This is a genomic window from Psychrobacter sp. UBA2769 (assembly GCF_002352555.1).
GTDB classification, from domain to species: Bacteria; Pseudomonadota; Gammaproteobacteria; order Pseudomonadales; family Moraxellaceae; genus Psychrobacter; species Psychrobacter maritimus.
This window is the reverse complement of sequence record NZ_DEIR01000006.1, coordinates 137,462-163,247: the sequence shown is the minus strand read 5'-3', so window position 1 is coordinate 163,247 and position 25,786 is coordinate 137,462. Positions and strand designations below refer to the sequence as shown.

Here is a 25,786-nt window from a genome sequence, read left to right as displayed (position 1 = left end):
TTGTCTCTCCAAGCAGCGATTGAAAAGCTAACGCGCCCGATTGACATTGCTGTCAATCTGAGCGCGTAAGCAAGCTATGTTGAGGGACAATAATTACTGTGCTGTCGCGACTTTTGGCTGAGCGCTATCATGTGGATTGGCAATCAAGGCTTTTAGATTGTCTGACATCTCAAAGTTTAGATTGACATTTTTTGGTGGGATTGGGTTTAAGAACCATTTGTCATAAATGCTATTAATCTCGCCTGAGCTAAAGACATTGGCGAGCGCTTCATCGACCACCGCTTTAAATTCAGGGTCGTCTTTACGCATCATACAACCATAAATCTCAAATGATTGCGGTGTACCAACGATAACCCAGTCATCAGGATTTTTTGCTTTGGCTTTTTCGCCCGCAAGCAAGACATCATCCATCATAAAGGCATCAGCGCGACCATTCTCTAGCATCAAGAAGCCTTCGCCATGGTCTTTTGCTGAGATGATATTGGTATTCATTTTCTTATCATCATTGTACTGACGGATGTAACGCTCTGAGGTCGTACCGGCGGTAGTGACCAAGGTTTTACCTTTTAGGTCTTCAAAGTCTTGGATGCCTGAGTCTTTTTTGGTCAATAAACGCGTGCCAATTTCAAAGAAGCCGTTTGAGAAGGCCACTTGTTTTTGACGCTCTTCGTTATTGGTCGTTGAACCACATTCAAAGTCGACCGTGCCGTTTTGTACCAAAGGAATACGAGTTTGCGAGGTGATCAGGTTATAACGAATTTTTAGATCAGGCATATTCAGTTTTTCTTTTACCGCTTCAACCACTTTCATCTCTAAATCATGGGCGTAGCCAATCGGCTGATTTGGGTCATCAGCGATGTAAGAGAACGGAATAGAAGAATCACGGTGACCGACCACGATAGTGCCTGAATCTTTGATTTTTTGTAGCGTGCCGTTGGCATTTGCTGCCGCTTCTGTCGTAGTCGCCCCATCTGCTGGCGTCGCTTCAGTGTTGGTTTGATTGCTATTATTACAACCCGCCAAACCAAGTGCCATAAAGGCAGCCAAAGTTAAGGGTTTAGAGATTAAGTAGGTCATGAGATACATCCTTTTATCACATTATCACAAAATTAAGAGGGGACTTTGGCGTTGTGTAAGCCATTGCTCGACTTTATGTTGGTCATTAAATAACTTTTCCGCCATGCATCCATGCTGTTGCTGTTATTTATCACTGTGCAACTTAATGTTACTGTACAACAATTTGAGCGGTGGGGGTAAACTTTTTTTAATAAGGGCGACTTGCAAAATACTTAAGCTTATCTATCTTAATAGATAGCCAATAAAACCACCATAAGCGTAGAAAATACTACAGGCTATTTAAGCGCTGAATACGAGCCTTTATTTTTAATAAATAACTTAAAATCAGCAAGCAATCTAAGCGCTGTGATTGATAAATCATGATCAATCCCCATAAAGCTAACAACTTCTTAATACTACCTATGACCTATGACACAAGATACTCAAGCCCCAAATACTGAGAGCCAAGCGGTTGTTCAGCATCATGATAACGACGTACGCCAACGCTTTTTTATCGAAGATTCACCGGTGCGCGGCGATGTGGTGCGCCTATCACGCAGTTATGCGACGACGATTGCGCAAAAGCCTTACCCTGAAGCGATTAAGCGCTTATTGGGTGAGATGCTAACGGCAGCAAGTTTGCTAATCAGTACCGTTAAAATCAATGGTCGCTTATCGATTCAGTTGCAGTCATCAGACAGCGACAGCTTGCTGAATTGGGCGATGGCAGAATGTGACCAAGACGGTATCATCCGTGCCCTTGCCAGTTGGAAAGGCGACACTGACGAGCAAGTGCAAGCATGGGAAAATATGCGGCACGCCAAAGAAGCGTTTGCGGAATTGGGTGCTGCTGGTCAAGGCGTATTGTTTATCAATATTCAACCTGATGGCGGCGAGCCGTATCAAGGTATCGTTGAGCGTAGCCATGATAATTTGGCGGACTGCTTGGCGCATTACCAAAAGCAATCGGCGCAGATTCCAACGCTGATTAACTTAGCCTCTGATGGTTTGCAAGCGGGCGGTATCTTGGTACAAATGCTGCCTCGTACGGCTAAAGAAACTTATGAAGTCGAGCAAAACCAAGACGCCGGTATCGATGATGATTTATGGACGCGCTTAAGTGTGCTCACGCGCACGGTGAAAGCAGAAGAGCTGACCACGCTTGATACCAACGAGATTCTTTATCGCTTATATAATGAAGAAAAAGTCGTTGCCCCTGACCCTGTGTCTTTATCATTTGGCTGCACCTGCTCACGCGAGAAGTGCGAAATGGCCATCGAGCAAATCGGCGAAACTGAAGTTTTAGATATCGTTGCAGAGCAAGGCGGTACTTTTGAGATGGATTGCGGATTTTGCGGTGAAGTCTATAAATTTAATAAAGATGATGTGGCGGCGATTTTCGCTGAGTAGTCTTTAGTTCTATTTATTTGATTGTGCGTATTTGATTTTGCTTAATTAAAAAAACCCTCAAGTGTCATGCTTGAGGGTTTTTGTTTTTTACTATTCCACATTTACGGCTCTAGGCTTATTAAAGGTGATATTAAAAATTTAAAAAATGCTTAATCCGCAACTTCATCTATTTCTGGATAAGAGTAAATACGGTCCTCAAGCGCATATTTCGCTTCATGCGCATCGCCTTGGCGGTTAGCTAATAACCAAGCAATGATTTGCTGATGTACCCTATCGTTATAGATTAAGTTCATATGGTTGACACCATAAAAAATCGCCTTATGACCCTCGGGCACATTCAACGTATGCTCTTCGGTATACTCGCCAAGCGCCGATTCTACCGAAACCAGCCCATCACCGAGTAAGCTTGTGGTCTTAGATTTATAATGCACCTCAACCATAGCCGCCGCGACCAGATAGGTATTCACATGCAAAGGCAAGCGCGTCGGATGGCGAAATTCTGCCGGCAGCACACTGCGCCCTTCAGCTGATTTCCAGTCCGCATCGCGAATACTGCCGTAACGTAAATCAATAATACCTGCACTGCGTAAGTCGCCTAACTTGGCTAATGAGCCTGCGAAAGGCAATTTAGCGATTTTATCTTGAACAAAATGACCAATCTGCTCCAAGCTTGCGCCATGATGCGGCGAGCCTAAAGTAATAAGATTGCCCACGCGTTCGACCCAGCTAAAACCTTGTTCTTTACCATAAAATAGCGCGCTACGACTCAGCAAACCGCCCATGCTATGGCCGATTAAATCAAGCTGGGTGATATCTGAATTATTCTCCACCAAATCTTGCAAAACTTTTGCAAAGCTACGCCCGTTACTGGAGATACGTCGACCGGTATTGTAATTCAAATACAATACCGTCGTGTTTGGCAGCTTACTACTCAACGTTTCAGCCAGATTGCCCTCGTCAGCTACTTGCCAGCTCAAGTGACTCATACAGAGCCCGTGACATAAAACAATCACCCGCCCTGACAGTGCATCGCTTTGCACGCGATTGTATTTATCATATAGCACCATCGACACGGCCAATGGATTATGATGGGTGACAAGGTGATCGCCCATGACGCCGTTTAAAATATTAACCACGCGGCGTAAGTTTTTCGGCAACGGCTGTATTTTTTTGGGCTTTAAAACCGTGTTATAAAGCCGCATCCCTGTGGCGATATTATTGCCGACCATTTGCATCGCCTGACGTACCGTGCCATAAATGCGACCGGTGATACCGCGCTGCCAGTGCTCGAGATTGCCTTTATTAAAGCGCCCTAAAGGACGCAATAATATCTCACGGTGGATAGCTTCTACAATATCCGTGACTTCAACCACGCCCATCGTAGCTAGCTGCGCCAAGCCTTCAAAGAAATCTACCAAGGATATGGGCTGATGCGGTTTGCTATAGCTGTTATCGACCGTTTCTGCGCTTAGCTCATCGACATAAATATATTCAAGTTTCGCCAACTCTTCATAGACATCGCCTTGAAAACCTTCGTCAGTATCCAATTCATCAGGGGGACGCCGAGTGGTAGCAAATAAATCATGAATGCTTTCTAAAGGTCTTGGTTTGAGCATAGTTTTGATACATCAAGCAATTAAGGAGATTTGCCATACTAGCCTGTAAATGCCATAAACAGAAGATAATGATTGAACTATCCCGTATCTTTATTGTCATAGCGGTTACAAGCGTATGAGTATAGATGGTATTTATTGTATTTTATTTATCATTTTTTAGGTTATTACTAAGCAAAAATATATCATCATTATGCTCAATTTTTAACATAAAAAAGCCCCAAATAGTATTTGGGGTTTTGATAGTGAATAGTGATTAGCAGTTTTGGCATTAAGAGCTTTGTCATTTAGAGATTTGTCATTGAAAGCATGGTCATTAATAAATTTATCATTAACCGCTAACTGATAGCTTATTTAACTTCTGCCTGCCATTCATGAGCGCCCAGTTTTAAGCTCAATTGGTCGCCTGCTTGTAAGGCGCCAACACCACTTGGCGTGCCAGTCATAATCACATCACCTGCTTGCAAGCTAAAAGCGTGACTGATATTTACCAATAACTCATAAACAGGAAATAACATTAAGGCACTATCACCGTCTTGCGTGAGCGCATCATTAATATTCAGCTGATAATGAATATCTGTGAAATCGCCAAATACTTGCGGGTCAAGCCAATCGCCAAGCACGCACGCGCCATCAAAGCACTTGGCGCGCTCCCATGGATGACCTTTTTCCTTCAGCTCAGCTTGTAGCTCACGCAAGGTTAAATCTAAGCCCAAGGTTACGCCACCAATCGCTTGCTTGGCTTCTTCAATCGTTGCTGCTGATAAGTCTGCGGCTAATTGCACGCACAGCTCCGCTTCGTAATGCGTTTCACCATATAGCGCTGGATTTGGACGTACAACGCCTTGACGGATGGACACCACCGAAGATGCTGGCTTCATAAATAATATCGGTGCTTTAGGTACTTCATTGCCTAATTCTTCAGCATGCGCCGCATAGTTGCGACCGACGCAGACCACTTTACCGATAGACGCACGTAAACGCTCATTGGCATCGTTAACACTATTATCATCATTAACGCCCGCAGCAATCGCATCGGCTAAAGACATATGTGGTGATTGGCTCATATTAGATTCTCACGGCAATTTATAAACATTTAGGAGTAGATTTTTATCTTATATTTACTATTACTAAGGAATCGTATTGGTAACCACATCGGGTGGTATGTAGCTGGCGTGACGATTCATACGTTTTTCGAACAATCTAAAGCTAAATAAGATAACCCACGACAGCAACAGGTAAACCACACCGGCGGCAAAGAACAATTCCATCAAGGTATAAGTCCGCGCACTAATCGTACGAGCAACGCCCGTGATATCCATTAAAGCGATGGTTGATGCCAATGCACTACCTTTTAGCATAAAGATAACTTCATTACTGTAGGCTGGAATCACAATACCAAAGGCACGCGGTAAAGTAATGCGCGTCAGCTTCTGCCATTTTGACATGCCAATCGCATCGGCGGCTTCAAGCTCGCCCACAGGAATATTTTGGATAGCACCGCGAATAATTTCTGCCAAATAGGCACTGGTATTTAGGGTAAAAGCAATAATCGCACACCAGTAAGCTTGACTAAGTACTGGCTCCCATAAAAACGAGTTACGTACCGCTTCAAACTGCCCAAGACCGTAATAAATTAGGAATATCTGTACCAGTAGCGGCGTGCCACGGAAAAAGAAGATATATAAAAACGGTAAGACTTGCACTAGCCAGTTTTTGGATAGCCGTAATAACGCCAAAATCAAACCAAAGAATAGCCCGATAATACCCGAGAAAACGACTAGCTGTACGGTCAATACCGCGCCATTAAGTAAATCAGGGATATGATCAAAAATAACCTGCCAATTCCAATCCATAGTATCTCTCCTCTACCCTATGGTCGATTGACTTTGAGTGGTTTGATGGGGGCTAGTTTGACGGCTAAGCTTTTTAGCATAACGCGCCGCTGGATTGGCGCGCCATTCAAGCCACATCATAAAGCCGGTAATCAACATGGTCAGACCCAAATAAATAATCGCTGCTGCCATATAAAAGGTAAACGGCTGCTGTGTCGACTGCGCCGCACGCGAGGACTGATACATGATGTCTTTAAGACCGACAACCGAGACCAAGGCCGTATCTTTAAGCAATACCAAAAACAAATTGCCCAAACCCGGCAGCGCAATTTGCCATACTTGCGGCAAGGTAATACGATAAAAGGTCTGAAAAGGACGCATCCCAATCGCTTGCGCTGCTTCGCGTTGCCCTATTGGAATCTCTTGAATCGACATGCGAAAAATTTCAGTCGCATAAGCACCAAAAGCAATAGACAATGCCATGACGCCGCCCCAAAAAGCGCTAATCTCGACATAGTCGTTATAGCCGAACTTTTTGAGGATGCTCATCAGTACGATAGAGCCACCATAATAGATAAACAGCACCAATAGCAGCTCAGGAATCCCGCGCATCGTGGCGGTATAGACCGTCGCAAGCTTACGCAGCAGCCAGATATTAGATAGCTTTGCTGTGGCACCGAGCAAGCCTAAGAACATGCCGATGATCAGACTGGTCATGGCAAGTTTTATGGTGACGGTAGCGCCGCTTAGTAATAGCGCGCCAAATCCTTGTAAATCAAACACAATTATCCACTCAGTCTCTTTATATTAGCAATTTGCAAAATATGAGTTAAAAGAATCAGCATCAATAGCTGAGCGCTGCTGATAATCGTCTGCCAGATCAAATAGACCTTGGCCTTTTGCGTCATAGAGTGACGTCAGATAAATACGATTATTGCGGCGTTAATTGACACAGTAGAAATGAGCGCTGATTTTATCATATTCGCTGCCAGCTATGTTAATACTGACGCGTAAAAGCACGGTCTAAATAGGTGCTTATCAGCATAAATATCAAATAAATCAGTAGGATTTGATAAAACCCGACCGTCAATCATACTTAAAACGCAATGATTTGCTATAAAAAGCAAAAAAGACATCGCCATCATGGCAATGTCTTTCGCTTAAATGTCTTTATGCTTATTAATACAGCATTCATTCACGATACTAATAGTATCGAACCATATAGTATCAAACCGCTATTGTGCGGCGCTATCTACCGTTGTTGATGCTGCTGTTGGCGTTGCTGCTGTTGATACGGGTGTTGGCGTTGCACTCACTGGTACAGCAAAATACTTTTGATTGATTTTATCATAAGTACCATTAGACTTTAAATTGGCCAATGATTGATTGATTTTTGCTTGCAGGGCCTCATCATTAGGACGCACGGCAATCGCAAAATTATCATTAATATCAATCTCATCGCCTTTTAGCACATAATCACTACCTGACGCTGAGCCAAGCCACTCTAACGCTGGCAGTTTATCAGATATCATGGCATCGACACGACCGGAACCCAGATCTAAAAAGGCATTACTCAAGGTATCATAAAGCTTCATATTGGCTTTTGGATAAGTATTTTCTAACCACTGCGAAGAGATGGTCGAGCGCTGCGCGGCAATAGAGTGCGCATTGATATCGCTGCTATTAGCTGGATCAAAGCTGCTGTCTTTTTTGGCTAAAAACACCAGCGCATTGCTAAAGTACGGATCGGTAAAAGCAACTTGCTTTGCACGCTCAGGCGTTACCGACATTGCCGCGACGATGGCATCGTATTTACCCGCTTTAAGGCCAGGAATAATACCATCCCAATCTTGCGCCATAATCTCACAGGTCATCTGCATATCGTCGCAGATAGCATTGGCAATCTCAACATCGAAGCCGCCAAGCGTCCCATCAGCATTGGTATAGTTAAAGGGTGCATAAGCGCCTTCGGTACCGATACGCAGCACATTATCATCTGCCGCAGCGGCGTTATTTCCCGTCGCTTCCGTCGTTTTAGTTGCCTCTGAGCTAGCGTTTTCGTTAGTCTCATTTTGACCATTACTGCAACCCGCCAACGCCAATAATGCCGTTAGGGCTAGCATCGGCTTTGCCTTTAAGAAAGGTTTACTGGCGGATGAAGAAGTAGCAGACGTACTAAATATGCTGGCTGAGAGAAGATGGTTGCTCATAATCATCCTTGATGTTGTTACTGGGTATTATTAATTAGACTTAGCATTATCACTTGGCAAAATATTATAAATGGCATAAAGCACGCTTTAATTAAAACGTGCTTTATTAAAACCAGCGCTTATCTCATAGGCCTTTATGAAAAGTCCTATTAGTTAGTCGCCGTTTCTGCTTGTTCTTCTTTAGCAATCACAGCATTGGCATCGACATTACCATCATCAACCACTTCTTTGACGCCCTCAGTCGCTACTGCTTTTTGCGCCGCAGCTGTTGAGCTGGTACCAAAATAGCTACCGGTGATTTGGTCATAAGTGCCGTTGTCTTTAAGCTCAGCCAATGCTTTATTAAATTTAGCGACTAATGGATCGCCTTTACGGAAGGCAATACCCATCGCATCATCACTGGTGCTGATTTCTTGACCTTTGACTTCGTAATCTTTACCGGCTTCGGTTTTTAGCCAATCAATACCGGTAACTTTATCAGACATCATGGCACGGACACGACCTGAGGTTAGGTCTAAATAAGCATTGTCTTGAGTATCATAAAGTTTGATATCAGAGTCGGCATGTTTTTCTTGCAGATACTGTGACGCAACTGTTGAGCGCTGTGAGGCAATCGGCTGGCCTTTTAGACCATCGACGCTAATATCATCGCCTTTTTTACCGATTAGGATAATGCCAGTATGAAAGTATGGGTCGCTGAACTCTACGACTTCTTTACGCTCAGGCGTGATTGACATACCAGCGATGGCCGCATCAAATTTCTGCGCATTGAGCCCCGGAATTAAGCCATCCCAATCTTGCGAGATAACTTCACATTCAGCTTTCATTTGCGCACATAGAGCGTCGACCAGCTCAATCTCATAGCCGATTAATTTGCCATCAGCGTCGGTATAGCTAAAAGGCTTATAGCTGGATTCTGTAGCGATTTTGATGTTTAAAGGCGCATCAGTAGCGGCATCTGTCTCAGTGCTTTCAGTCGGTGCTGAGCTGTTATTACAAGCCGTAAGCATAAGCATCGCCGCACTAAGTGGGGCAAGCCACAAGGCTTTTTTGCTTATTGATGATGTCATTGAAGTAATCATAGGGTTTATTCCTTAATATATTGACCAGCCGTTTGTTAATCCGCAATGGGTCAGTCATTCGTTAATCAACGCTTCTCAAAACAATCTATTGATTGAAGACTTTTCTCAAAGCGTAGCAAGGCAAATCATTGACCGAAGTTTTCCTGTTCAAGACGAGCAAGCTCACCGTTACTACGGATTTCGCTCAGCGCTTTATTAAAGTCGTCTTTGATTGAATCCCCTTTACGAACAGCAATGGCAATATTATCGTCGTTATCAATCTCATCACCCACGATACCGAAACCTTCTGGGTTGTCCGCTAACCATGATTTGGCAGAGACTTTTTCAGCAAGGACCGCATCACTACGACCGGACTTTAGGTCTAAATAGGCATTGTCATAATTATCATAAAGCTTAACGGTATTACCGTCTTTGCCTTCATAATTGTCTTGTAAGTACGCGCCCGGTGTCGTTGAGCGTTGGCCACCAAGGGTTAGGCTCTTAATTGCTTTAGGGTCAAAACCACCTTTGGTATCGGTGAGCCAAACCATGGTATTGGCAAAGTACGGCTCACTGAAATCGACCTTTTCTTGACGCTCAGCGGTGATAGACATCCCAGCGATGACGGCGTCATATTTCTGCGCCAATAAACCTGGAATAATACCGTCCCAATCTTGGGCAACGATTTCACATTTGGCTTGCATTTGCGCACATAACGCATTGGCAACATCGATATCGAAACCCGCCAAGCTGCCATCGGCATTGGTATAGTTAAAAGGAGGGTAAGCGCCCTCGGTAGCGATACGAATGGTCTTGCCAGCCGTTTCTGCGGCAGGGGCATCAGCATTGGTATCAGCAGCTTCGTTAGCAGGCTGACTACAAGCACCAAGCATGAGCGCGGCGGTAACGGTCATCGATGACCACAATAGGCGAGAATTCGACATCATACATTCCTTAAATTCTGATGGATTTTTTAATATAGGGTTCTGATATTTTGTTCTCTGACGTCCCTGCCAGAAAAGCAATTCAATGCACAGAAGACACAGGCAGGCATCATGAGCAACTGCCTGTAAACCTTTTGATAATACCTGACTCAAATATCAAAAACAAACGTTTTGCATACCGACTGTGATTATTGAGTAATAAACACCCTAAGAAAATTACCAATGAGTAATTTTGGCGTTTTAATCGCTTTAAACATTTAAAAACTTAAAGCAGCGTCTAAATCAAAACCGTTAAAACTAAAGCCGTTAAAGTTAAAGTAGATAAAATTGAAACGACTAAAATTAAAACAAATGAAAACGCCCTGTTAGTTTTTGCGATGCGAGGCCATAAAGTCTTTAACACGCTCAGATTTCGGGTTATCAAAGACTTGCTCAGGCGTACCAATCTCTTCAATCACACCTTGATGAAGGAACACCACCTTGCTTGATACTTCACGAGCAAAGCGCATCTCATGGGTGACAATGAGCATTGTACGCCCTTCTTCGGCCAGCTCGCGCATGACGGCGAGCACTTCATTGACCAGTTCAGGGTCGAGTGCCGAGGTTGGTTCATCAAATAATAACACCTGCGGCTGCATCGCAAGCGCACGTGCAATCGCCACACGCTGACGTTGACCGCCCGATAAGTTTGCGGGATACGCATCTTTTTTATCAAGCAAACCGACTTTATCGAGCAGCTTTTCAGCATCGCTAATCGCTTGGTCTTTTTTGATTTTTAGGACTTGCGTTGGCCCTTCGATGATATTTTGCAAAATGGTCTTGTGCGGCCACAAGTTAAAGTTCTGGAAGACAAATCCCACGCGCGCACGTAAGCTTTCTAGCTGCTTGATATCTGCCGCTTGCAATTCGCCCGACTTAGTAGGCTTGAGTATCAGCTCATCGTTACCGATGATGATACGACCTTGATTGGGCTTTTCGAGCAGATTAATACAGCGCAGCAAGGTCGACTTACCGGAGCCAGACGAGCCTAAAATAGAGATGACGTCGCCATCATAGGCGGTGAGGGACACTCCTTTTAGCACGTCTAATGAGCCATAGCTTTTATGGACGTCTTGTAAATCTAAGGCGATAGGCCGAGTCGGATTCTTTGCAGTATCAAGCATGGTTTAGCAGACTTCCAATAAATATGAGTGAAAACATGAATAAAAAATGCGTTATCAAACAGCTCTATAATAAATAACTCTATTAATAGCTGCTTTATCAGTATGAGTAATACAAAGCTAAAGCGAGCAGTATTTTAGTAGCGCTGTTTTAGTCGCATTATTTTGATAACGTTATGATGGGTTCAATAAAGGCGCGATATTGTCGCTCATAATGCAATAAAAAGGCAAACCTTGTCGCTTTTACCTATGAGCTTTTGAAAAAGCAATACCCTTTATAAAATGAGGCCCATAACGCACAGTCAGTTATGGGCCTCATTTTATCATCTTAACGCCGTTAGCGCTGTTTTATCTGCGGCATTAGTAAGTCGAAACATGCTCTTCGCTTTCAGTACCGTCGAGTACCTCTGCCTCATCGGCCGTTGCGACTGCCACATCATCATTTTCGCCGACTACCATACTTTCGTTAGTGTTGACAGCAGCACTGTCGTTTGCGCTAGCTACCGCAACATCATCATTAGTGCCCGCCGTAGCAACGCCAGTCGCTTCATCTTCTACCGCTGTCTGAGCATCGGCTGTTGGTTCGACGTCCATCGGTGCTTCATCTTTTTTACCACAAGCACTGACACTTAATGCCGCTGCCACCAAACCAACCGTTAACCAGTTTTTATAGGTTTTATTTTCAATCGCCATTTTATTCTCCATCATAAGTGTTTTTCATATTAGCGCCCACTATACTCACGATTTATAAGTACTACCTTAGCAGTTACAGCGCAGTTCTGTTAAAAACACGTAACAGCGCCCTGACTTTTAACTGCTTATCTTTTTATTTCTAAATGCTATTTATTATGGATAAAATTTAAATACGAGTAAAAACATCCGTTCAAACATTTAGTAAATAACCCTAAAAACAAGGTTAAAGAAAACTCTGCAGTGCTTGATAAATGGTCTTTGTTCACAAAATCGACTTTACTATCGTCCTCATCTCCTCTATGTTAAATAGCAGAGTGCCCTTAGTTTCTAAAAAGCCATCAGTTTCTAAAAAGCCATCAGTTTCTAGAAAGCCATTAGTTTCTAAAAAACAGACAGGCGCTAAAAAATAAACAAGTGCTAAAAACATATTTTTGTAGATTAGTGATGATAATTAGCAGATTTACTGCTTTTAGGCGGCTTTAGCTGCGTTTCTTTATGCCTGAACCTATATATGAGCGTTTTATAAAATCTAGGATTCATTATTTAGGATTCATCATTACTAATCTGCAAACCCTCTATTGATAACTATAAGGAAGTTAATTTATGAGTCAATCGAATACCACAGATGTTACCGCTTATATGCAAAGCGTTGGTCAGCAAGCACGTGCCGCGTCACGAGCACTTGCGGCGGCCAATACTGGCGATAAAAATTCCGCCTTGATGGCAATCTATGACGAATTAAAAAGTGCCAAGGCTGATATTTTAGCGGCCAATAAAGTCGATATGGATAAGGGTGCAAAAAACAACTTAGACGCCGCTCTACTAGATCGCTTAGAGCTAAACGACGCGCGCTTTGATGGTATGTTGCAAGGTTTAAAAGACGTCTCCGCGCTGCCCGATCCTATCGGCGCAGTCACGGATATGACCTATCAGCCATCAGGTATTCATTTGGGTAAAATGCGCGTGCCACTTGGTGTGGTCGGTATGATTTATGAGTCGCGTCCCAACGTTACCTTGGAGGCGGCTTCGCTTGCGCTAAAATCCGGTAACGCCATTATCTTACGTGGTGGCTCTGAAGCCTTTGAATCCAATCAAGCGATTGCGAAATGTATTTTAAAAGGCTTAAACAAGGTTGGTCTATCTGAGCATAGCGTGCAAGTGTTAGAAACCACTGACCGCGCTGCTGTTGGCGAGCTGATTACCATGACAGAATATGTCGATGTTATCGTGCCACGCGGCGGTAAAGGTTTGATTGAGCGTATCAGCCGTGATGCCCGCGTTCCTGTGATTAAGCATTTAGATGGTAACTGTCATACCTTTATTGATAGCGACGCCGATGCCGATATTGCCATCAAGGTCAGCGTCAATGCCAAAACCCATCGCTATGGTACTTGTAATACTATGGAGACGCTGTTGGTCGATGAATCAGTTGCCAATGAGCTATTACCAAAAATTGCTGAAGCCATCGTAAAAGCTGATGATGCCATGCAACTGCGCCTTGATGACAAAGCACAGGCTATTTTAAATGACAATGCTACCCTTCAAGGTCATCTGTCAGCGGCGACTAGCGCAGACTGGGATACAGAGTATCTTGCACCTATATTAGCGGTGAAAGTGGTATCGGGTATCGATGAAGCAATTGAGCATATCAATACCCATGGCAGTCAGCATACCGACGTTATCATTACCGACAATTACACCAAGTCGCAACGCTTTATCCGTGAAGTCGATTCGGCAAGCGTCATGATTAACGCCTCTAGCCGTTTTGCCGATGGATTTGAATACGGGCTTGGGGCGGAAATCGGTATCTCAACCGATAAAATCCATGCGCGTGGACCGGTTGGACTTGAAGGCTTAACCTCGCAAAAATGGATTGTTTACGGTCACGGCGAAACACGCGCCTAGCGCATTACTTCTTCACTACAATTTATCATCTTACCTCAAGTATAATCCATAAAAAACGTCAGCTTAATTGCTGGCGTTTTTTTATTATTGATAAATATGTTATATATGGCACATAAAAATTATTTTGCTAAATAAAAACCGTCGATAGGATAGCGCGCCCATGCAAAGTGGCAAGATTAAACACTGGAATGCTGATAAAGGCTACGGCTTTATTGAGGTAGACAATCAAAGTGAAGATGTCTTCTTTCATATCAGCACCGTACGCTTGTCGCAACCTATAAACGAAGGTCAGCGCGTCTATTTTAACAGTCAGCGTAATGAAAAAAACCAATTGCGCGCAACTGAAGTCACCTCTAATGAATTAAGTATTTTAGAAACATCAGTATCAAATTCAGCATCGAATTCAACATCAAATTCAGCGCATCGCAACCTCGATAATGCGCAGCAGAAAAACAATCGAAACGCTCAGCAGAAAAACAGGCGGCATAAAAATACTCGTGGCAGCCAAAACAAGAAAAGTGGCTTCTCTACCCTATTCAGTGTCATCGCCCTTATTGCCGTTGCGGTTTACTTTTTTGGGGATTTAAAATCCAGTTTATTTACAGATAGCACGCCAGCAACTTCTATATCGCAGACGGTCTCTAAAACCAGCAGTTCAGGTTCCGCAGCTATCACAGGTGATGCGCAAATCGATCAAACGCTGGCACTTATTAAGCAAGGCGGTCCTTTTCCTTACCCTAATAAAGATGGCACAACCTTTTATAATCGCGAAGGCAAGCTACCTGCCCAGTCGCAAGGCTATTACCGCGAATATACCGTGCCTACGCCGGGGGTTTCCCATCGCGGTGCACGGCGCATTGTCACCGGCGGTCATCCACCGACCATTTATTATTTGACCGTCGACCATTATGATAGCTTCCGACAATTGCAGGTGAACTGATATGAGCCAAGCTATTTACTATGTTAATAAAAACAACATTAATCAAAACAACATTAATCAAAACCGCATCAATCAAAACTGTATTAATCAAAACTGTATTAATCAAAACGGCGTTGACCAAAACAGTATCAAGCAAAATAACATCAAGCAAAGCGATTCTGCCCTCATTGACAATATTCCTGAGCAAGCGCTTAACATTCCCATTGGCGATGTTTTGGATAAAGAAACACTACTAAATAGCTTAGCGAAAGTAGCCAATTTTCCCGACTATTTTGCCCATAATTGGGACAGCGCTTGGGACTGTTTGACCGATAGTGATATTACTCACCTCACGCTTTACTTAAATGGGGTAGAGAAAATTAACACTGAGGACTTTAATGTCTTTAAGCGTCTCATTGAGGACGCCTATAAAGATTTTGGTAAACCGCAATTGTGGATTGTTGCGGCGTCAGATGATGCATGTGAATAGCGAGATGACCAGAACCTAAATTCGAGATAAAACCAGCTTTATCCCGAATTTAGGTTAATTTATATTTATAGAAAGGATTAACCTATGGAAATCACCCTCAACGGCTACTACACCTTGATATTGGCCACCTTAGTGCTCTTGCTTGGACGCTTTTTAGTCAAACGGATTAAATTTCTAGAAGACTTTAATATTCCAGAGCCAGTGGCCGGTGGTTTGGTTGCAGCGATTATCGTTTACATTCTTAATATCTTTTGGGGTTATAGCTTTAACTTCCATCAAGGGCTGCAAACCGCAACCATGCTGATGTTTTTTGCCTCTATCGGACTCAGCGCTGATTTTAGTAGGCTAAAGGCAGGCGGCTCGCCACTATTGATTTTCACCATCGTGGTATCGGTGTTTATCATCTTACAAGATGTCGTGGGCGTGGCGATGGCAAGTGTGCTTGGACTTGACCCACTCCTCGGCTTGGTAACAGGTTCAATTGCCCTAACAGGTGGACACGGTACAGCAGGCGCTTGGGGCATTACTCTAGAAGAGCAGTATGGTGTGGTTGGTGCCACGACACTTGGAATCGCGGTCGCCACTTATGGTTTGGTTGCAGGTGGCGTCATCGGTGGTCCGGTTGCCCGTCATTTGATTAAAAAACTTGGTTTAAAACCAGCGGCGGCTAATCCAAATCCGAGTGAGGTTGAACGACTTGCCGGCGAGCAATCACTCTATAGCACCAAGCATAACGAAGAGGAAGTGCATGCTAATAAGGAGATGTTTGAGAAGCCTGATAACATTCGTCTTATCACCGCCTCCTCTACCATTGAATCCTTGGCATTATTTGCCGCGGCATTGGCTTTCGCTGACATCATGACTTTGTTGGCGCAAGATACGTGGTTTGAGCTACCTACCTTCGTATGGGCGCTGGCTGGCGGTGTGATTCTACGTAATACCTTAACCATGGTATTCAATTTTGATATGTTTGACCGTGCTATCGACGTCATTGGTAACGCCTCTTTAAGCTTGTTCTTAGCAATGGCGCTATTGTCATTGAAACTTTGGCAGTTGACTGACCTCGCAGGACCGGTATTAATTATCTTACTGGTGCAGACGCTACTGATGATTGGTTATGCTTACTTTATTACCTTCAAGGTTATGGGTAAAGATTATGATGCTGCCGTATTATCAGCGGGACATTGTGGTTTTGGTATGGGCGCAACGCCGACGGCGATTGCCAATATGCAGGCGGTCACCGATCGCTACTTGCCCTCACATAAGGCGTTTTTGATTGTGCCGATGGTTGGTGCGTTCTTTGTCGATATCGTTAACGCCACCATCTTGCAGATATTTACCAAATTGCCATTTATGTGATTTGATAAAGTTAAACCCTGATTTAAATAGCTGTAAAACAAAAAAACCGCCTAGCAAAAGCTAAGCGGTTTTTTTATCTCTAACTTCTAATAAGCTTTAATTAAAACTTACTGATTTTTAGCATAAACAGGAAGCTCTTTACAGATAGCTTCAACTTTACCGCGTACTTCAGCAGCGACTTTTTCATCGCCACGGCTATCTAATACGTCACAAATCCAACCTGCCAAATCACTTGCTTGCGCTTCGTTAAAGCCCCGAGTAGTAATCGCTGGCGTACCGATACGGATACCAGAAGTCACAAATGGAGATTTTGGATCGTTTGGTACGGCATTTTTATTGACAGTGATATGCGCATCACCCAACCATTTATCTGCTTCTTTACCGGTCATGTCTTGCTTGACTAGGCTGATCAGCATGAGATGGTTTTCAGTACCGCCAGAGATGATTTCATAACCGCGATCTTGGATGACTTTTGCCATCGCTTGGGCGTTTTTAACCACTTGCTGCTGATAGGTTTTGAAGTTATCTTCTAAGGCTTCTTTAAAGCAAACCGCTTTTGCCGCGATGACGTGCATCAACGGACCGCCTTGGTTACCTGGGAATACCGCAGAGTTTAACTTTTTCGCAAGCTTCTCATCACGAGCCAAAATCATACCTGAGCGTGGGCCACGTAGGGTTTTGTGCGTTGTAGTCGTGACCACATCAGCAAATGGTACTGGGCTTGGGTAAACACCGCCAGCAACCAAACCAGCAACGTGTGCCATATCAACAAGCAAGTACGCGCCAACTTCATCAGCGATGTCACGGAAACGCTGCCAATCAACGACTTGTGAATATGCTGAGAAACCAGCAATAATCATCTTTGGCTTATGCTCACGAGCAAGAGCATCAACTTGGTCATAATCGATAAGGCCAGTTTCTTCAACCAAACCATACTGTACGGCGTTATAGTTTAGACCTGAGAAGTTAATATGCGCGCCATGCGTCAAGTGACCACCTGCGTCTAGGCTCATGCCTAGTACGGTGTCATTGGCGTCTAATAATGCTAAGAAAACAGCAGAGTTCGCTTGGCTACCTGAGTGTGGCTGGACGTTGACGTACTCAGCACCAAACAACTCTTTTGCACGATCAATGGCCAATTGCTCAACCACATCGACGTGCTCACAACCACCATAATAACGCTTACCAGGATAGCCTTCAGCGTATTTATTGGTGAGGTCAGTGCCTTGTGCTTCCATCACTGCTTGTGAGCAGTAGTTTTCTGAAGCGATAAGCTCGATGTGGTTTTCTTGACGAACGCTTTCAGCAGCCATGGCTTCAGCAAGTACTGGATCAAACTCTTTGATAGAAATATCTTTAAACATAGTGATGTCCTAGGTAGTGGCTATCGTTAATGGTGGTGCTCATTGAAAAGAGGCGAGTAATAAAAGGAGGTGAAAATGGGCAAGCAAAGGCAATTAACCTGTTATTAACTTGTCCAGATTGGCAATAAAATCGAACGATAAAGGCATCGATATCATCGCTAAAGATTAAGTGTAACATGAAAAATTGTACTGTGAGCGCAAAAAAACCTCACGGAAAGCTGAAGGATTTAAATGACGCCGTAATGATGTTATCAAGCAAATAAATGCGCAATAAAATCATTGTTTTATATTTCTGATTTCTAGGTCTTGCTTGATTCGTTAGTCAAATAATTATTTGTCGCCCATAAAAAAACAGCCATTCTTAAGAGTGACTGTTTTATTTAATAAATCGCCGCTGTCTTCTAACAGCGCTATCTAATCAGCTGTTTTATTATTGTATGCTAACCAATGGTTTTGATACCCAGCCTTCACCTTTATCAGTTTGTACATGATAGTAGCCGTTTTTTTCTGTACCCATATAAATCATAATATCTTGCTGAGAGAGTATCGCAACGGGATTTGAATCTTTATTTGATTGCGAATGCAGCTTAGTATTTTGCAGTTTGCCAGATAGTACCGAACCAGAAACCAATTTACCTTGAGTGTTTTGGTACGACTGTTCGGTAAAGCCAACTTCTTCACCTAAGTTAGATACAGCTTGTTTGCTGCCTCTAATGGTGTCTGCCGTACGCCCAATTGAGCTAATCGTATTTTGAACCTCATACATGCTATCCAAGAACCCTGCATTGGCATTGAATGAAAAACCCATAACCAGTGTAGCAGCTGTCAAAACCATGACAGACTTCGATAAAAAAGCAGTGGCTAATGACGTCATTGGAAGTTCCTGATGTTAAGATAAGTATAATTATGTTTCTAAATTGTATTTATAGCATAATTATAAATTAATAAACAACTGTTATTTCCTCATCAAAGTCTAAGCTGTCATTTTGAGCGAATTTTTAATTTCTTAAGTATCATAGAAGTTAAGAATTATTAGACAAAAGCGCTGCTAAAAAAGTCTCACTAATCAGTATTTTGCGCCCATACCAATCATACAGCGTCTGCCGTTGCCAGCCCTCTGCCGTTTTTTCGATAGAACGTTGATTGGGCAAGGTGCGACTGCGCTTAAATAATACATAGCCAATCGGTGTGCTTTTTAACTGCTGCAAACGGCGAGCGCGCCCTTTTAAACTTGGTAAAGGGAAAATACTTTGTGCTTGCACCCATGGCTGCTCATTATTGCCATATAACTGTGCCTCGCGTAACCACGCTAGTAATGGACGGCTCAGCGCCGCCCCTTTTACACCCAATTGTTTTTTTTGCGCCAAGGATAATAACCGATAACCCTCAAAGCTACGCTTGACACGTAATGGCTGCCCTGCTTTTACCTCGAGCATGGCAGTGAGCGAACCTTCAGTATTGAGAAAATCTAATAGCTCACTGGGAGGCGATAACGGATCAGAACAACAAAGATTAGGGGTCATAGTTTACGGCTGATAGGATAGTATTAGATAGAAAGTTATTAAGTAGAGATTATCAAAGAACATTTATTGTGCATTAATTAGTGTTATCAAAAATCACTGTCATTAAACGTCGGCATATTATCAATATTAAAGGGCAAGGCTGCAAAGGCTTGCTCTCGATATTGCGCCATATGCATGCGGTCTTTGGCACAAAAATCGCTAATCGCTGGGACAAAACGCGCATCGTAAATGCGATGCAAAGAATGAGTCTTGGTCGGAATAAAACCACGAATTAATTTATGCTCACCTTGGGTGCCTGGGTCAAAATAGGTCAAACCTTGCTCGATAGCGAACTCGATACCTTGATAATAACACAGCTCAAAGTGCAGGCTATCATACTCACCAAGCGCACCCCAATAACGACCATACAGCGTTGCATTTTTACTATCAGGCTTATCGTACAAAAATAAACTGCTGGCGATAATATCAGCATTGGCATCAAGCGCTTGCGCGAGCATCAAATGCTCAGGCATGGTTGCCGCCAGTTTTTTAAAAAAGTCTAGTGTGAGATAAGGCTGCTGCCCGCGTACGGCATAGGTCATTACATAACAATGATAAAACGTCTGCCAATCTGCCTCAGTGATAGCATCACCGCATTTACGCTCGCATATAATACCTTGCTCGGCGACTTTGCGCCTTTCCGCACGAATGGTTTTACGTTTTTTGGCTTTTAATGTGGCCAAAAACCCCTCAAAGTCGGCAAATGGCTGACTGTCCTTGCTTAATTGACCATCTTCACTTAGCTGACTGTCCCTATTTAACTTACTGTCTTGGCTTAAATGCTTATTTTGCCATAAAAACTGGCAGCCTTGGCGCTCCAATATCGGTAACTCAATCGGTTTTGCCGCTACCCCATTTGCTTGACTGTTAAGCGCCATTTCTATATCAATATCAGTCGGCAGCGCTGCGTGAGCGATAGCCGCCATCTCAGGCGTGACAAACAAGCCATGCCAGCCAGACGCTTCCACTTGCTGAGCGATATCGTCAACCCCTGCGATAGCTGCCTTTAAAATGTCAGCATCTAGCACCTCACCCTCTGCTAGCCATAAACGTTGTCCAGTAATGGGTGTATAAGGTGCGCTGGTCACCAAACGCGGATAATAATCTAAACCATACTGCGCATAGGCTTGTGCCCACGCATGGTCAAAGACAAACTCGCCTTGATGGTGACCTTTAATAAAAACGGGCATGACCGCAATCGGTTGGCCTATTTGTTCTGAAGATAGCTTTGATGCAGATAGCTTTGCCGAAGATAGCGCTTCCTGAGTTGCATCACTATCCCTATCGTTTGGGCGATGAATTAAGATATAAATCGGCAACCAGCCGGCTTTTTCGCCGATAGCGCCAGTATCACTCAGCGCCTGCCAAAACTCAAACGACATAAAAGGCGTATCTGGTGTCTGCCAGTTAGTCAATTGCTGCCAGCTGCTATCGCTGAGTAACGCATATTGCAAATTCATCATCCCCACACTCTCATCCTGCTATTTCTTAGACCATTTTTCTTTAGCGTTTATCCTATCAAACTACCATGCTTTTGCTGTCACAATTTGCAAAAACTCATGAATTTATCCAATCCTCACTATCTAATCCTCAAAAAAAGAGAACTTGTTTATATTTAAAACGTCCTCTTAAAACACCCTTGTCGAAACACCTTTATCGAAAAGTTTTAAAAAAAACAGCACAAAAAAAGCCATCGTCAGCAAAGCAGCTGACCAAATGGCTTATTTGTTAATGACTGTTTTATTTTTATGGCTGAAAACTAATCTTAAGTACAGATTTGGTTTGGACTGCAATAAACGCTAAAAAAATGGCTATTTGAAAGAACCGCTTTATTGGAGAATAACCACTATAACAAGTCCATTGTTGCAGAAATAAGCTCATGTGTGCAGAAAATAGTATTAAAAGCGTGCAAATTGTCTGCAAAAGATGATATCGACGCTGATGACTGGTAGAATAAGGCTATTACTAGCTTAATATAATTCAGATACATAGGATATGAGCGAAAATAGTATACTTAGTTCAATGTACAAGATTGACATCATATCGAATTTATAGTGGATCGACTATAATGTGGCGTCAGTCATACATTCTCAGACCATTTTAGTCTGAGAGCTTTGAAGTAAATGGTCAAGATGACCTTTAATAAAATAAGTGCTTGCTACAGCGACTTTTTAACAAAGGCCAACCTAAGAAAGGTCAGTCACTGCTTATGAAAGATTTTTCTAGCAGTCTTGACACTCTAGAATGGCAATAAACGACGACACTTGATGTATTTGAACCAACCCGTAGCCCATTATTGTATGCAGGCTGTATAGAGCTGTTAAATAATACCTCAGCTTTATTGGCCTCATTAATGACAACAAGGAATACTCTACTAACATGTCAAAAATTATTTATACAAAAACTGACGAAGCCCCAGCGCTTGCAACCTTATCATTCTTGCCTATTGTAAAAGCATTTACCCAAACAGCAGGCATCGAAGTCGAAACCAGTGATATCTCTGTTGCAGCGCGTGTGTTGGCTGAATTTCCAGAATACTTAACGGAAGAGCAGCGCGTTCCTAATAACCTAGCTGCGCTTGGTCAATTAACCCAAGATCCAAACGCCAATATCATCAAATTACCAAATATTAGTGCCTCTGTGGGGCAATTAAAAGCGGCAATTAAAGAGATACAAAGCAAAGGCTACGCGATTCCTAACTTTCCAGATGAGCCGCAAACGGAAGAAGAAGAAGAAATCCGTCGTCGCTACGGCAAAAGCCTAGGCAGCTCTGTAAACCCTGTCATACGTGAGGGTAACTCAGACCGCCGTGCGCCAAAAGCAGTGAAAAACTACGCCCGCAAGCACCCGCATTCTATGGGTGAGTGGAAGCAATGGTCACAAACGCACGTTTCACACATGCACAGTGGCGACTTCTATGACGGCGAGCAATCGATTACCTTAGATAAAGCCCGTACCGTACGTATGGAGCGCGTGGCTGAAGATGGCACGGTTAATGTTTTCAAATCAGGCATTGCTTTGCTCGATAAAGAAGTCATCGACTTGATGTTTATGAGCAAAAAAGCGCTGCTTGAATTTTATGAGCGTGAAATGGAAGATTGCCGTGAAGCCGGTATCTTATTTTCACTACACGTAAAAGCCACCATGATGAAAGTCTCGCATCCTATCGTCTTTGGACACGCGGTTAAAACCTATTATAAAGATGCCTTTAATAAGCATGGCGCGTTATTTGACGAGTTAGGTATTAACGTCAATAACGGCATGGCAAGTTTGTACGAAAAAATTGCCGAATTACCAGCCAGCTTACGTGAAGAGATTGAGCGCGATTTACATGCTTGCCAAGTACATCGTCCACGTCTAGCGATGGTTGATTCATCAAAAGGTATCACCAACTTCCATTCACCAAGTGATGTGATTGTCGATGCTTCTATGCCTGCTATGATCCGTTCAGGCGGTAAAATGTGGGGCGCTGATGGCAAAATGTATGACTGTAAAGCAGTCATGCCTGAGTCTACTTTTGCACGTATTTACCAAGAAATGATTAATTTCTGTAAATGGCATGGCAACTTTGACCCAACCACGATGGGTACCGTACCTAACGTTGGTTTGATGGCGCAAAAAGCAGAAGAATATGGTTCGCACGATAAAACCTTCGAAGCAAGTGATTCGGGCATAGCTCGTATCGTTGACGAAGAAACCAATGAAGTATTGCTTGAGCAGCGTGTTGAGAAAGGTGACATCTGGCGCATGTGTCAGGTTAAAGACGAGCCGATCCAAGATTGGGTGAAGCTTGCCGTACGCCGTGCCCGTGAATCAGATACGCCAGTTATCTTTTGGTTAGACCCTTACCGTCCACATGAGAACGAGCTGATCAAAAAAGTACAAACCTACTTAAAAGATCATGACACTGACGGTCTACATATCGAAATCATGTCTCAAGTTCGTGCGATGCGTTATACCTTAGAGCGCGTTGCTCGCGGTCTAGATACCATTTCTGCTACCGGTAATATTTTACGTGATTACTTAACTGACTTGTTCCCAATTTTAGAATTAGGCACCAGTGCTAAAATGCTATCAGTTGTCCCACTAATGAAGGGCGGCGGTTTGTTTGAAACAGGCGCAGGTGGTTCAGCACCGAAGCACGTGCAACAATTGCTTGAAGAAAACCATCTACGTTGGGATTCTCTCGGTGAGTTCTTAGCCTTGACTGAGTCTTTAGAGCATTTAGCTAAAAACGACGGCAATGCCAAAGCTAAAGTATTGGCCGATACCCTTGATAGAGCCACTGAAACGCTGCTGTTAAATGACAAGTCGCCTTCACGTAAAACGGGCGAATTGGATAACCGTGGTAGCCATTTCTATCTGGCTATGTACTGGGCTCAAGAGCTGGCAGCACAAGATGAAAATAGCGAGCTAAAAGCACAATTTGCGCCATTGGCACAAAACCTTGAAAGCAATGAAGCTGCTATCATTGAACAGATGAATGCGGTTCAAGGCAAGCCTATGGATCTAAAAGGCTACTACTTGGCAGATGAAGCTTTAGCTGAAAAAGCCATGCGTCCAAGTGCCTTATTCAACGAGACTATTGCTTCGTTGTAATTGGCTCTAAACTGAATAGTTGGCTCTAAACTGACATAGTAAACGTTGCTAAGTCAGCATGAATCAAACACCCCAAAGGTCTGAGACTTTTGGGGTGTTTTTTTATGGCTAAATAAATAGATAACCATAAAAAAAGCCACCTGCATTGTTGTAGATGGCTTTTTAAAATATAACTGGGTAAAACTCAGCTAACCAAAGTTTCTTAACTTATTGGCCAATTAAGCATCCATATGTTTAATAATGGCTTGACCAAACTCAGAGCTGCTGAGCAAAACAGCATCTGGCATCAAACGCTCAAAGTCATAAGTGACGGTTTTATTCTTAATCGCCCCTTTGATACCATCAATCACAAGGTCGGCAGCTTCTGTCCAACCCATATCGCGTAGCATCATTTCAGCAGATAAAATCAATGAACCTGGATTGACCTTATCTTGACCAGCATATTTAGGCGCTGTCCCGTGAGTTGCTTCATAGACAGAGATTGACCCACCTTTATTGGCACCCGGTGCGATACCGATACCACCCACTTCTGCGGCCAGCGCATCAGAAATATAATCACCGTTTAAGTTTAACGTTGCGATAACCGAATAATCAGCAGGGCGCATGAGAATTTGCTGTAAAAAAGCATCGGCAATGACGTCTTTAATGACAATCTCATTACCCGTTTTTGGATTTTTTATCGTCATCCAAGGACCGCCATCGAGCAATTCAGCACCGAAACGCTCAGCGGCAAGCTCATAGCCCCATTCTTTAAACGCGCCTTCTGTAAATTTCATAATATTACCTTTGTGCACGAGGGTGACACTTGGTAAGTCATTATCGATAGCATGTTGGATGGCTTTACGCACCAAACGCTGCGAGCCTTCTTTTGAGACAGGTTTAATACCGATACCGCAGTCATCGGAAAAACGGATTTTGGTCACGCCCATCTCTTCTTTCAAAAACTTGATGACTTTTTTGGCATCATCACTGCCCGCTTTCCACTCGATACCCGCATAGATATCTTCTGAGTTTTCACGGAAAATCACCATGTCTGTTAATTCTGGGCTATGCACAGGGCTTGGCACGCCTTCAAACCAACGTACTGGACGCTGACAGACGTATAGGTCAAGCTCTTGACGTAGCGCGACGTTTAGCGAACGCATACCGCCGCCAACTGGCGTGGTCAATGGACCTTTGATACTCACCACATATTCGCGAAGAACCTCAAGCGTTTCGGTCGGTAGATATTCACCATCATAAATTTTCGAGGCTTTTTCGCCGCAATATACTTCCATCCAAACGATGGACTTTTTGCCTTGATAGGCTTTTGATACCGCGGCATCGACGACTTTAATCATCACCGGTGTGATATCCACACCGATACCATCGCCTTCGATAAAGGGAATAATTGGATGATTGGGTACGTTTAGGGTTAAATCAGCATTAACGGTTACTTTTTCGCCGTCTCTTGGGACGATTACCTTTTCATATGGCATGGGTCAAACTCCTTAATTGTATTTTTATAGTAGATAGCGCAAGCATCATGGCATCATTGGCATTCTGTTATCTTCGCTAGCTATTTATGTTTTGCTTTTGACTTTAGCTAAGCAGCATAGCGAGTTAA

At 43.4% G+C, this 25,786-nt stretch carries 21 protein-coding genes; 6 read left to right on the top strand and 15 right to left on the bottom strand.

Going from position 1 to position 25,786, the window contains the following annotated elements; genetic code table 11:
* Nucleotides 1–93: 93 nt before the first annotated feature.
* On the bottom strand, nt 94–1,077 hold the full coding sequence (locus B3Q63_RS02120) for a glutamate/aspartate ABC transporter substrate-binding protein (RefSeq protein ID WP_296173181.1): 984 nt from the start codon (nt 1,075–1,077) through the stop codon (nt 94–96).
* A gap of 408 nt (nt 1,078–1,485) precedes the next feature.
* On the opposite strand from B3Q63_RS02120, the gene B3Q63_RS02115 reads away from it, so the two are divergent.
* Entirely contained in the window at nt 1,486–2,466 is a 981-nt protein-coding gene (locus tag B3Q63_RS02115; RefSeq protein ID WP_296173180.1) for an Hsp33 family molecular chaperone HslO, read from the top strand.
* A 149-nt stretch (nt 2,467–2,615) separates the two neighbouring features.
* Here the strand turns inward: B3Q63_RS02115 and B3Q63_RS02110 are convergent, their stop codons facing one another.
* From B3Q63_RS02110 to B3Q63_RS02070, 9 genes are all read right to left on the bottom strand, one after another.
* Nucleotides 2,616–4,082, bottom strand: coding sequence for an alpha/beta fold hydrolase (locus tag B3Q63_RS02110; RefSeq protein WP_296173179.1), 1,467 nt, complete (start codon nt 4,080–4,082; stop codon nt 2,616–2,618).
* A 347-nt stretch (nt 4,083–4,429) separates the two neighbouring features.
* A complete protein-coding gene (locus B3Q63_RS02105; RefSeq protein ID WP_296173178.1) occupies nt 4,430–5,146 on the bottom strand; it encodes a fumarylacetoacetate hydrolase family protein in 717 nt (238 codons plus the stop codon).
* 63 nt (nt 5,147–5,209) lie between these two features.
* Nucleotides 5,210–5,935 carry an ABC transporter permease gene (locus tag B3Q63_RS02100; RefSeq protein WP_296173177.1) on the bottom strand — a complete coding sequence of 242 codons (726 nt, stop codon included), beginning with the start codon at nt 5,933–5,935 and terminating at the stop codon, nt 5,210–5,212.
* Nucleotides 5,936–5,947: 12 nt separating this feature from the next.
* Nucleotides 5,948–6,697, bottom strand: coding sequence for an ABC transporter permease (locus B3Q63_RS02095; RefSeq protein ID WP_201562301.1), 750 nt, complete (start codon nt 6,695–6,697; stop codon nt 5,948–5,950).
* Between the two features lie 452 nt (nt 6,698–7,149).
* Complete coding sequence (locus B3Q63_RS02090) at nt 7,150–8,124, bottom strand: ABC transporter substrate-binding protein (RefSeq protein WP_296173173.1); 975 nt, start codon at nt 8,122–8,124, stop codon at nt 7,150–7,152.
* A 149-nt stretch (nt 8,125–8,273) separates the two neighbouring features.
* The gene (locus B3Q63_RS02085) at nt 8,274–9,206 is read right to left on the bottom strand and encodes a transporter substrate-binding domain-containing protein (RefSeq protein ID WP_296173170.1); all 933 of its coding nucleotides are present in this window, start codon (nt 9,204–9,206) and stop codon (nt 8,274–8,276) included.
* Between the two features lie 125 nt (nt 9,207–9,331).
* Nucleotides 9,332–10,132 carry a transporter substrate-binding domain-containing protein gene (locus B3Q63_RS02080; protein WP_201562307.1) on the bottom strand — a complete coding sequence of 267 codons (801 nt, stop codon included), beginning with the start codon at nt 10,130–10,132 and terminating at the stop codon, nt 9,332–9,334.
* Between the two features lie 362 nt (nt 10,133–10,494).
* Entirely contained in the window at nt 10,495–11,292 is a 798-nt protein-coding gene (locus B3Q63_RS02075; protein ID WP_296173165.1) for an ABC transporter ATP-binding protein, read from the bottom strand.
* Nucleotides 11,293–11,649: 357 nt separating this feature from the next.
* Nucleotides 11,650–11,997, bottom strand: coding sequence for a hypothetical protein (locus tag B3Q63_RS02070; protein ID WP_296173162.1), 348 nt, complete (start codon nt 11,995–11,997; stop codon nt 11,650–11,652).
* Between the two features lie 588 nt (nt 11,998–12,585).
* Here B3Q63_RS02070 and B3Q63_RS02065 point away from each other — a divergent pair.
* The 4 genes from B3Q63_RS02065 to gltS all read left to right on the top strand — a co-directional run bounded on the left by B3Q63_RS02065 (nt 12,586) and on the right by gltS (nt 16,655).
* Complete coding sequence (locus B3Q63_RS02065; protein ID WP_201629700.1) at nt 12,586–13,887, top strand: glutamate-5-semialdehyde dehydrogenase; 1,302 nt, start codon at nt 12,586–12,588, stop codon at nt 13,885–13,887.
* Between the two features lie 160 nt (nt 13,888–14,047).
* Nucleotides 14,048–14,827: a ribonuclease domain-containing protein gene (locus tag B3Q63_RS02060; protein WP_296173158.1), complete on the top strand. Its 780-nt coding sequence runs from the start codon at nt 14,048–14,050 to the stop codon at nt 14,825–14,827.
* Nucleotide 14,828: 1 nt separating this feature from the next.
* Nucleotides 14,829–15,296 (top strand): barstar family protein, encoded by a 468-nt coding sequence (locus B3Q63_RS02055; RefSeq protein WP_296173156.1) that lies wholly within the window; start codon nt 14,829–14,831, stop codon nt 15,294–15,296.
* An 84-nt stretch (nt 15,297–15,380) separates the two neighbouring features.
* Nucleotides 15,381–16,655 carry a sodium/glutamate symporter gene (gene gltS / locus B3Q63_RS02050; RefSeq protein WP_201624721.1) on the top strand — a complete coding sequence of 425 codons (1,275 nt, stop codon included), beginning with the start codon at nt 15,381–15,383 and terminating at the stop codon, nt 16,653–16,655.
* Nucleotides 16,656–16,762: 107 nt separating this feature from the next.
* On the opposite strand, the gene glyA is transcribed toward gltS, so the two are convergent.
* From glyA to B3Q63_RS02030, 4 genes are all read right to left on the bottom strand, one after another.
* Entirely contained in the window at nt 16,763–18,019 is a 1,257-nt protein-coding gene (glyA, locus tag B3Q63_RS02045; RefSeq protein ID WP_201624720.1) for a serine hydroxymethyltransferase, read from the bottom strand.
* Between the two features lie 430 nt (nt 18,020–18,449).
* On the bottom strand, nt 18,450–18,893 hold the full coding sequence (locus tag B3Q63_RS02040) for a hypothetical protein (protein WP_296173152.1): 444 nt from the start codon (nt 18,891–18,893) through the stop codon (nt 18,450–18,452).
* A 148-nt stretch (nt 18,894–19,041) separates the two neighbouring features.
* Complete coding sequence (locus tag B3Q63_RS02035; RefSeq protein ID WP_296173150.1) at nt 19,042–19,542, bottom strand: chorismate--pyruvate lyase family protein; 501 nt, start codon at nt 19,540–19,542, stop codon at nt 19,042–19,044.
* Between the two features lie 86 nt (nt 19,543–19,628).
* The gene (locus B3Q63_RS02030) at nt 19,629–21,041 is read right to left on the bottom strand and encodes a GNAT family N-acetyltransferase (protein ID WP_296173345.1); all 1,413 of its coding nucleotides are present in this window, start codon (nt 21,039–21,041) and stop codon (nt 19,629–19,631) included.
* Nucleotides 21,042–21,960: 919 nt separating this feature from the next.
* Between B3Q63_RS02030 and B3Q63_RS02025 the strand changes: the two genes are divergently transcribed.
* Nucleotides 21,961–24,180, top strand: coding sequence for an NADP-dependent isocitrate dehydrogenase (locus tag B3Q63_RS02025; protein ID WP_296173148.1), 2,220 nt, complete (start codon nt 21,961–21,963; stop codon nt 24,178–24,180).
* A 218-nt stretch (nt 24,181–24,398) separates the two neighbouring features.
* Here B3Q63_RS02025 and icd read toward each other — a convergent pair whose 3' ends face one another.
* The gene (gene icd, locus B3Q63_RS02020; protein WP_281490433.1) at nt 24,399–25,658 is read right to left on the bottom strand and encodes an NADP-dependent isocitrate dehydrogenase; all 1,260 of its coding nucleotides are present in this window, start codon (nt 25,656–25,658) and stop codon (nt 24,399–24,401) included.
* Between the last annotated feature and the right edge of the window lie 128 nt (nt 25,659–25,786).

What these genes read in the sequence shown, in the direction of transcription:
- B3Q63_RS02115 (WP_296173180.1), top strand. Translation starts at nt 1,486, where the DNA reads ATGACACAAGATACTCAAGCCCCAAATACTGAGAGCCAAGCGGTTGTT.
- B3Q63_RS02105 (WP_296173178.1), bottom strand. Translation starts at nt 5,146, where the DNA reads ATGAGCCAATCACCACATATGTCTTTAGCCGATGCGATTGCTGCGGGC.
- icd (WP_281490433.1), bottom strand. Translation starts at nt 25,658, where the DNA reads ATGCCATATGAAAAGGTAATCGTCCCAAGAGACGGCGAAAAAGTAACC.
- B3Q63_RS02065 (WP_201629700.1), top strand. Translation starts at nt 12,586, where the DNA reads ATGAGTCAATCGAATACCACAGATGTTACCGCTTATATGCAAAGCGTT.
- B3Q63_RS02040 (WP_296173152.1), bottom strand. Translation starts at nt 18,893, where the DNA reads ATGACGTCATTAGCCACTGCTTTTTTATCGAAGTCTGTCATGGTTTTG.
- B3Q63_RS02075 (WP_296173165.1), bottom strand. Translation starts at nt 11,292, where the DNA reads ATGCTTGATACTGCAAAGAATCCGACTCGGCCTATCGCCTTAGATTTA.
- B3Q63_RS02025 (WP_296173148.1), top strand. Translation starts at nt 21,961, where the DNA reads ATGTCAAAAATTATTTATACAAAAACTGACGAAGCCCCAGCGCTTGCA.
- B3Q63_RS02120 (WP_296173181.1), bottom strand. Translation starts at nt 1,077, where the DNA reads ATGACCTACTTAATCTCTAAACCCTTAACTTTGGCTGCCTTTATGGCA.
- B3Q63_RS02090 (WP_296173173.1), bottom strand. Translation starts at nt 8,124, where the DNA reads ATGAGCAACCATCTTCTCTCAGCCAGCATATTTAGTACGTCTGCTACT.
- B3Q63_RS02030 (WP_296173345.1), bottom strand. Translation starts at nt 21,041, where the DNA reads ATGAATTTGCAATATGCGTTACTCAGCGATAGCAGCTGGCAGCAATTG.
- B3Q63_RS02060 (WP_296173158.1), top strand. Translation starts at nt 14,048, where the DNA reads ATGCAAAGTGGCAAGATTAAACACTGGAATGCTGATAAAGGCTACGGC.
- B3Q63_RS02070 (WP_296173162.1), bottom strand. Translation starts at nt 11,997, where the DNA reads ATGATGGAGAATAAAATGGCGATTGAAAATAAAACCTATAAAAACTGG.
- glyA (WP_201624720.1), bottom strand. Translation starts at nt 18,019, where the DNA reads ATGTTTAAAGATATTTCTATCAAAGAGTTTGATCCAGTACTTGCTGAA.
- B3Q63_RS02035 (WP_296173150.1), bottom strand. Translation starts at nt 19,542, where the DNA reads ATGACCCCTAATCTTTGTTGTTCTGATCCGTTATCGCCTCCCAGTGAG.
- B3Q63_RS02085 (WP_296173170.1), bottom strand. Translation starts at nt 9,206, where the DNA reads ATGATTACTTCAATGACATCATCAATAAGCAAAAAAGCCTTGTGGCTT.
- B3Q63_RS02055 (WP_296173156.1), top strand. Translation starts at nt 14,829, where the DNA reads ATGAGCCAAGCTATTTACTATGTTAATAAAAACAACATTAATCAAAAC.
- B3Q63_RS02080 (WP_201562307.1), bottom strand. Translation starts at nt 10,132, where the DNA reads ATGATGTCGAATTCTCGCCTATTGTGGTCATCGATGACCGTTACCGCC.
- B3Q63_RS02100 (WP_296173177.1), bottom strand. Translation starts at nt 5,935, where the DNA reads ATGGATTGGAATTGGCAGGTTATTTTTGATCATATCCCTGATTTACTT.
- B3Q63_RS02110 (WP_296173179.1), bottom strand. Translation starts at nt 4,082, where the DNA reads ATGCTCAAACCAAGACCTTTAGAAAGCATTCATGATTTATTTGCTACC.
- gltS (WP_201624721.1), top strand. Translation starts at nt 15,381, where the DNA reads ATGGAAATCACCCTCAACGGCTACTACACCTTGATATTGGCCACCTTA.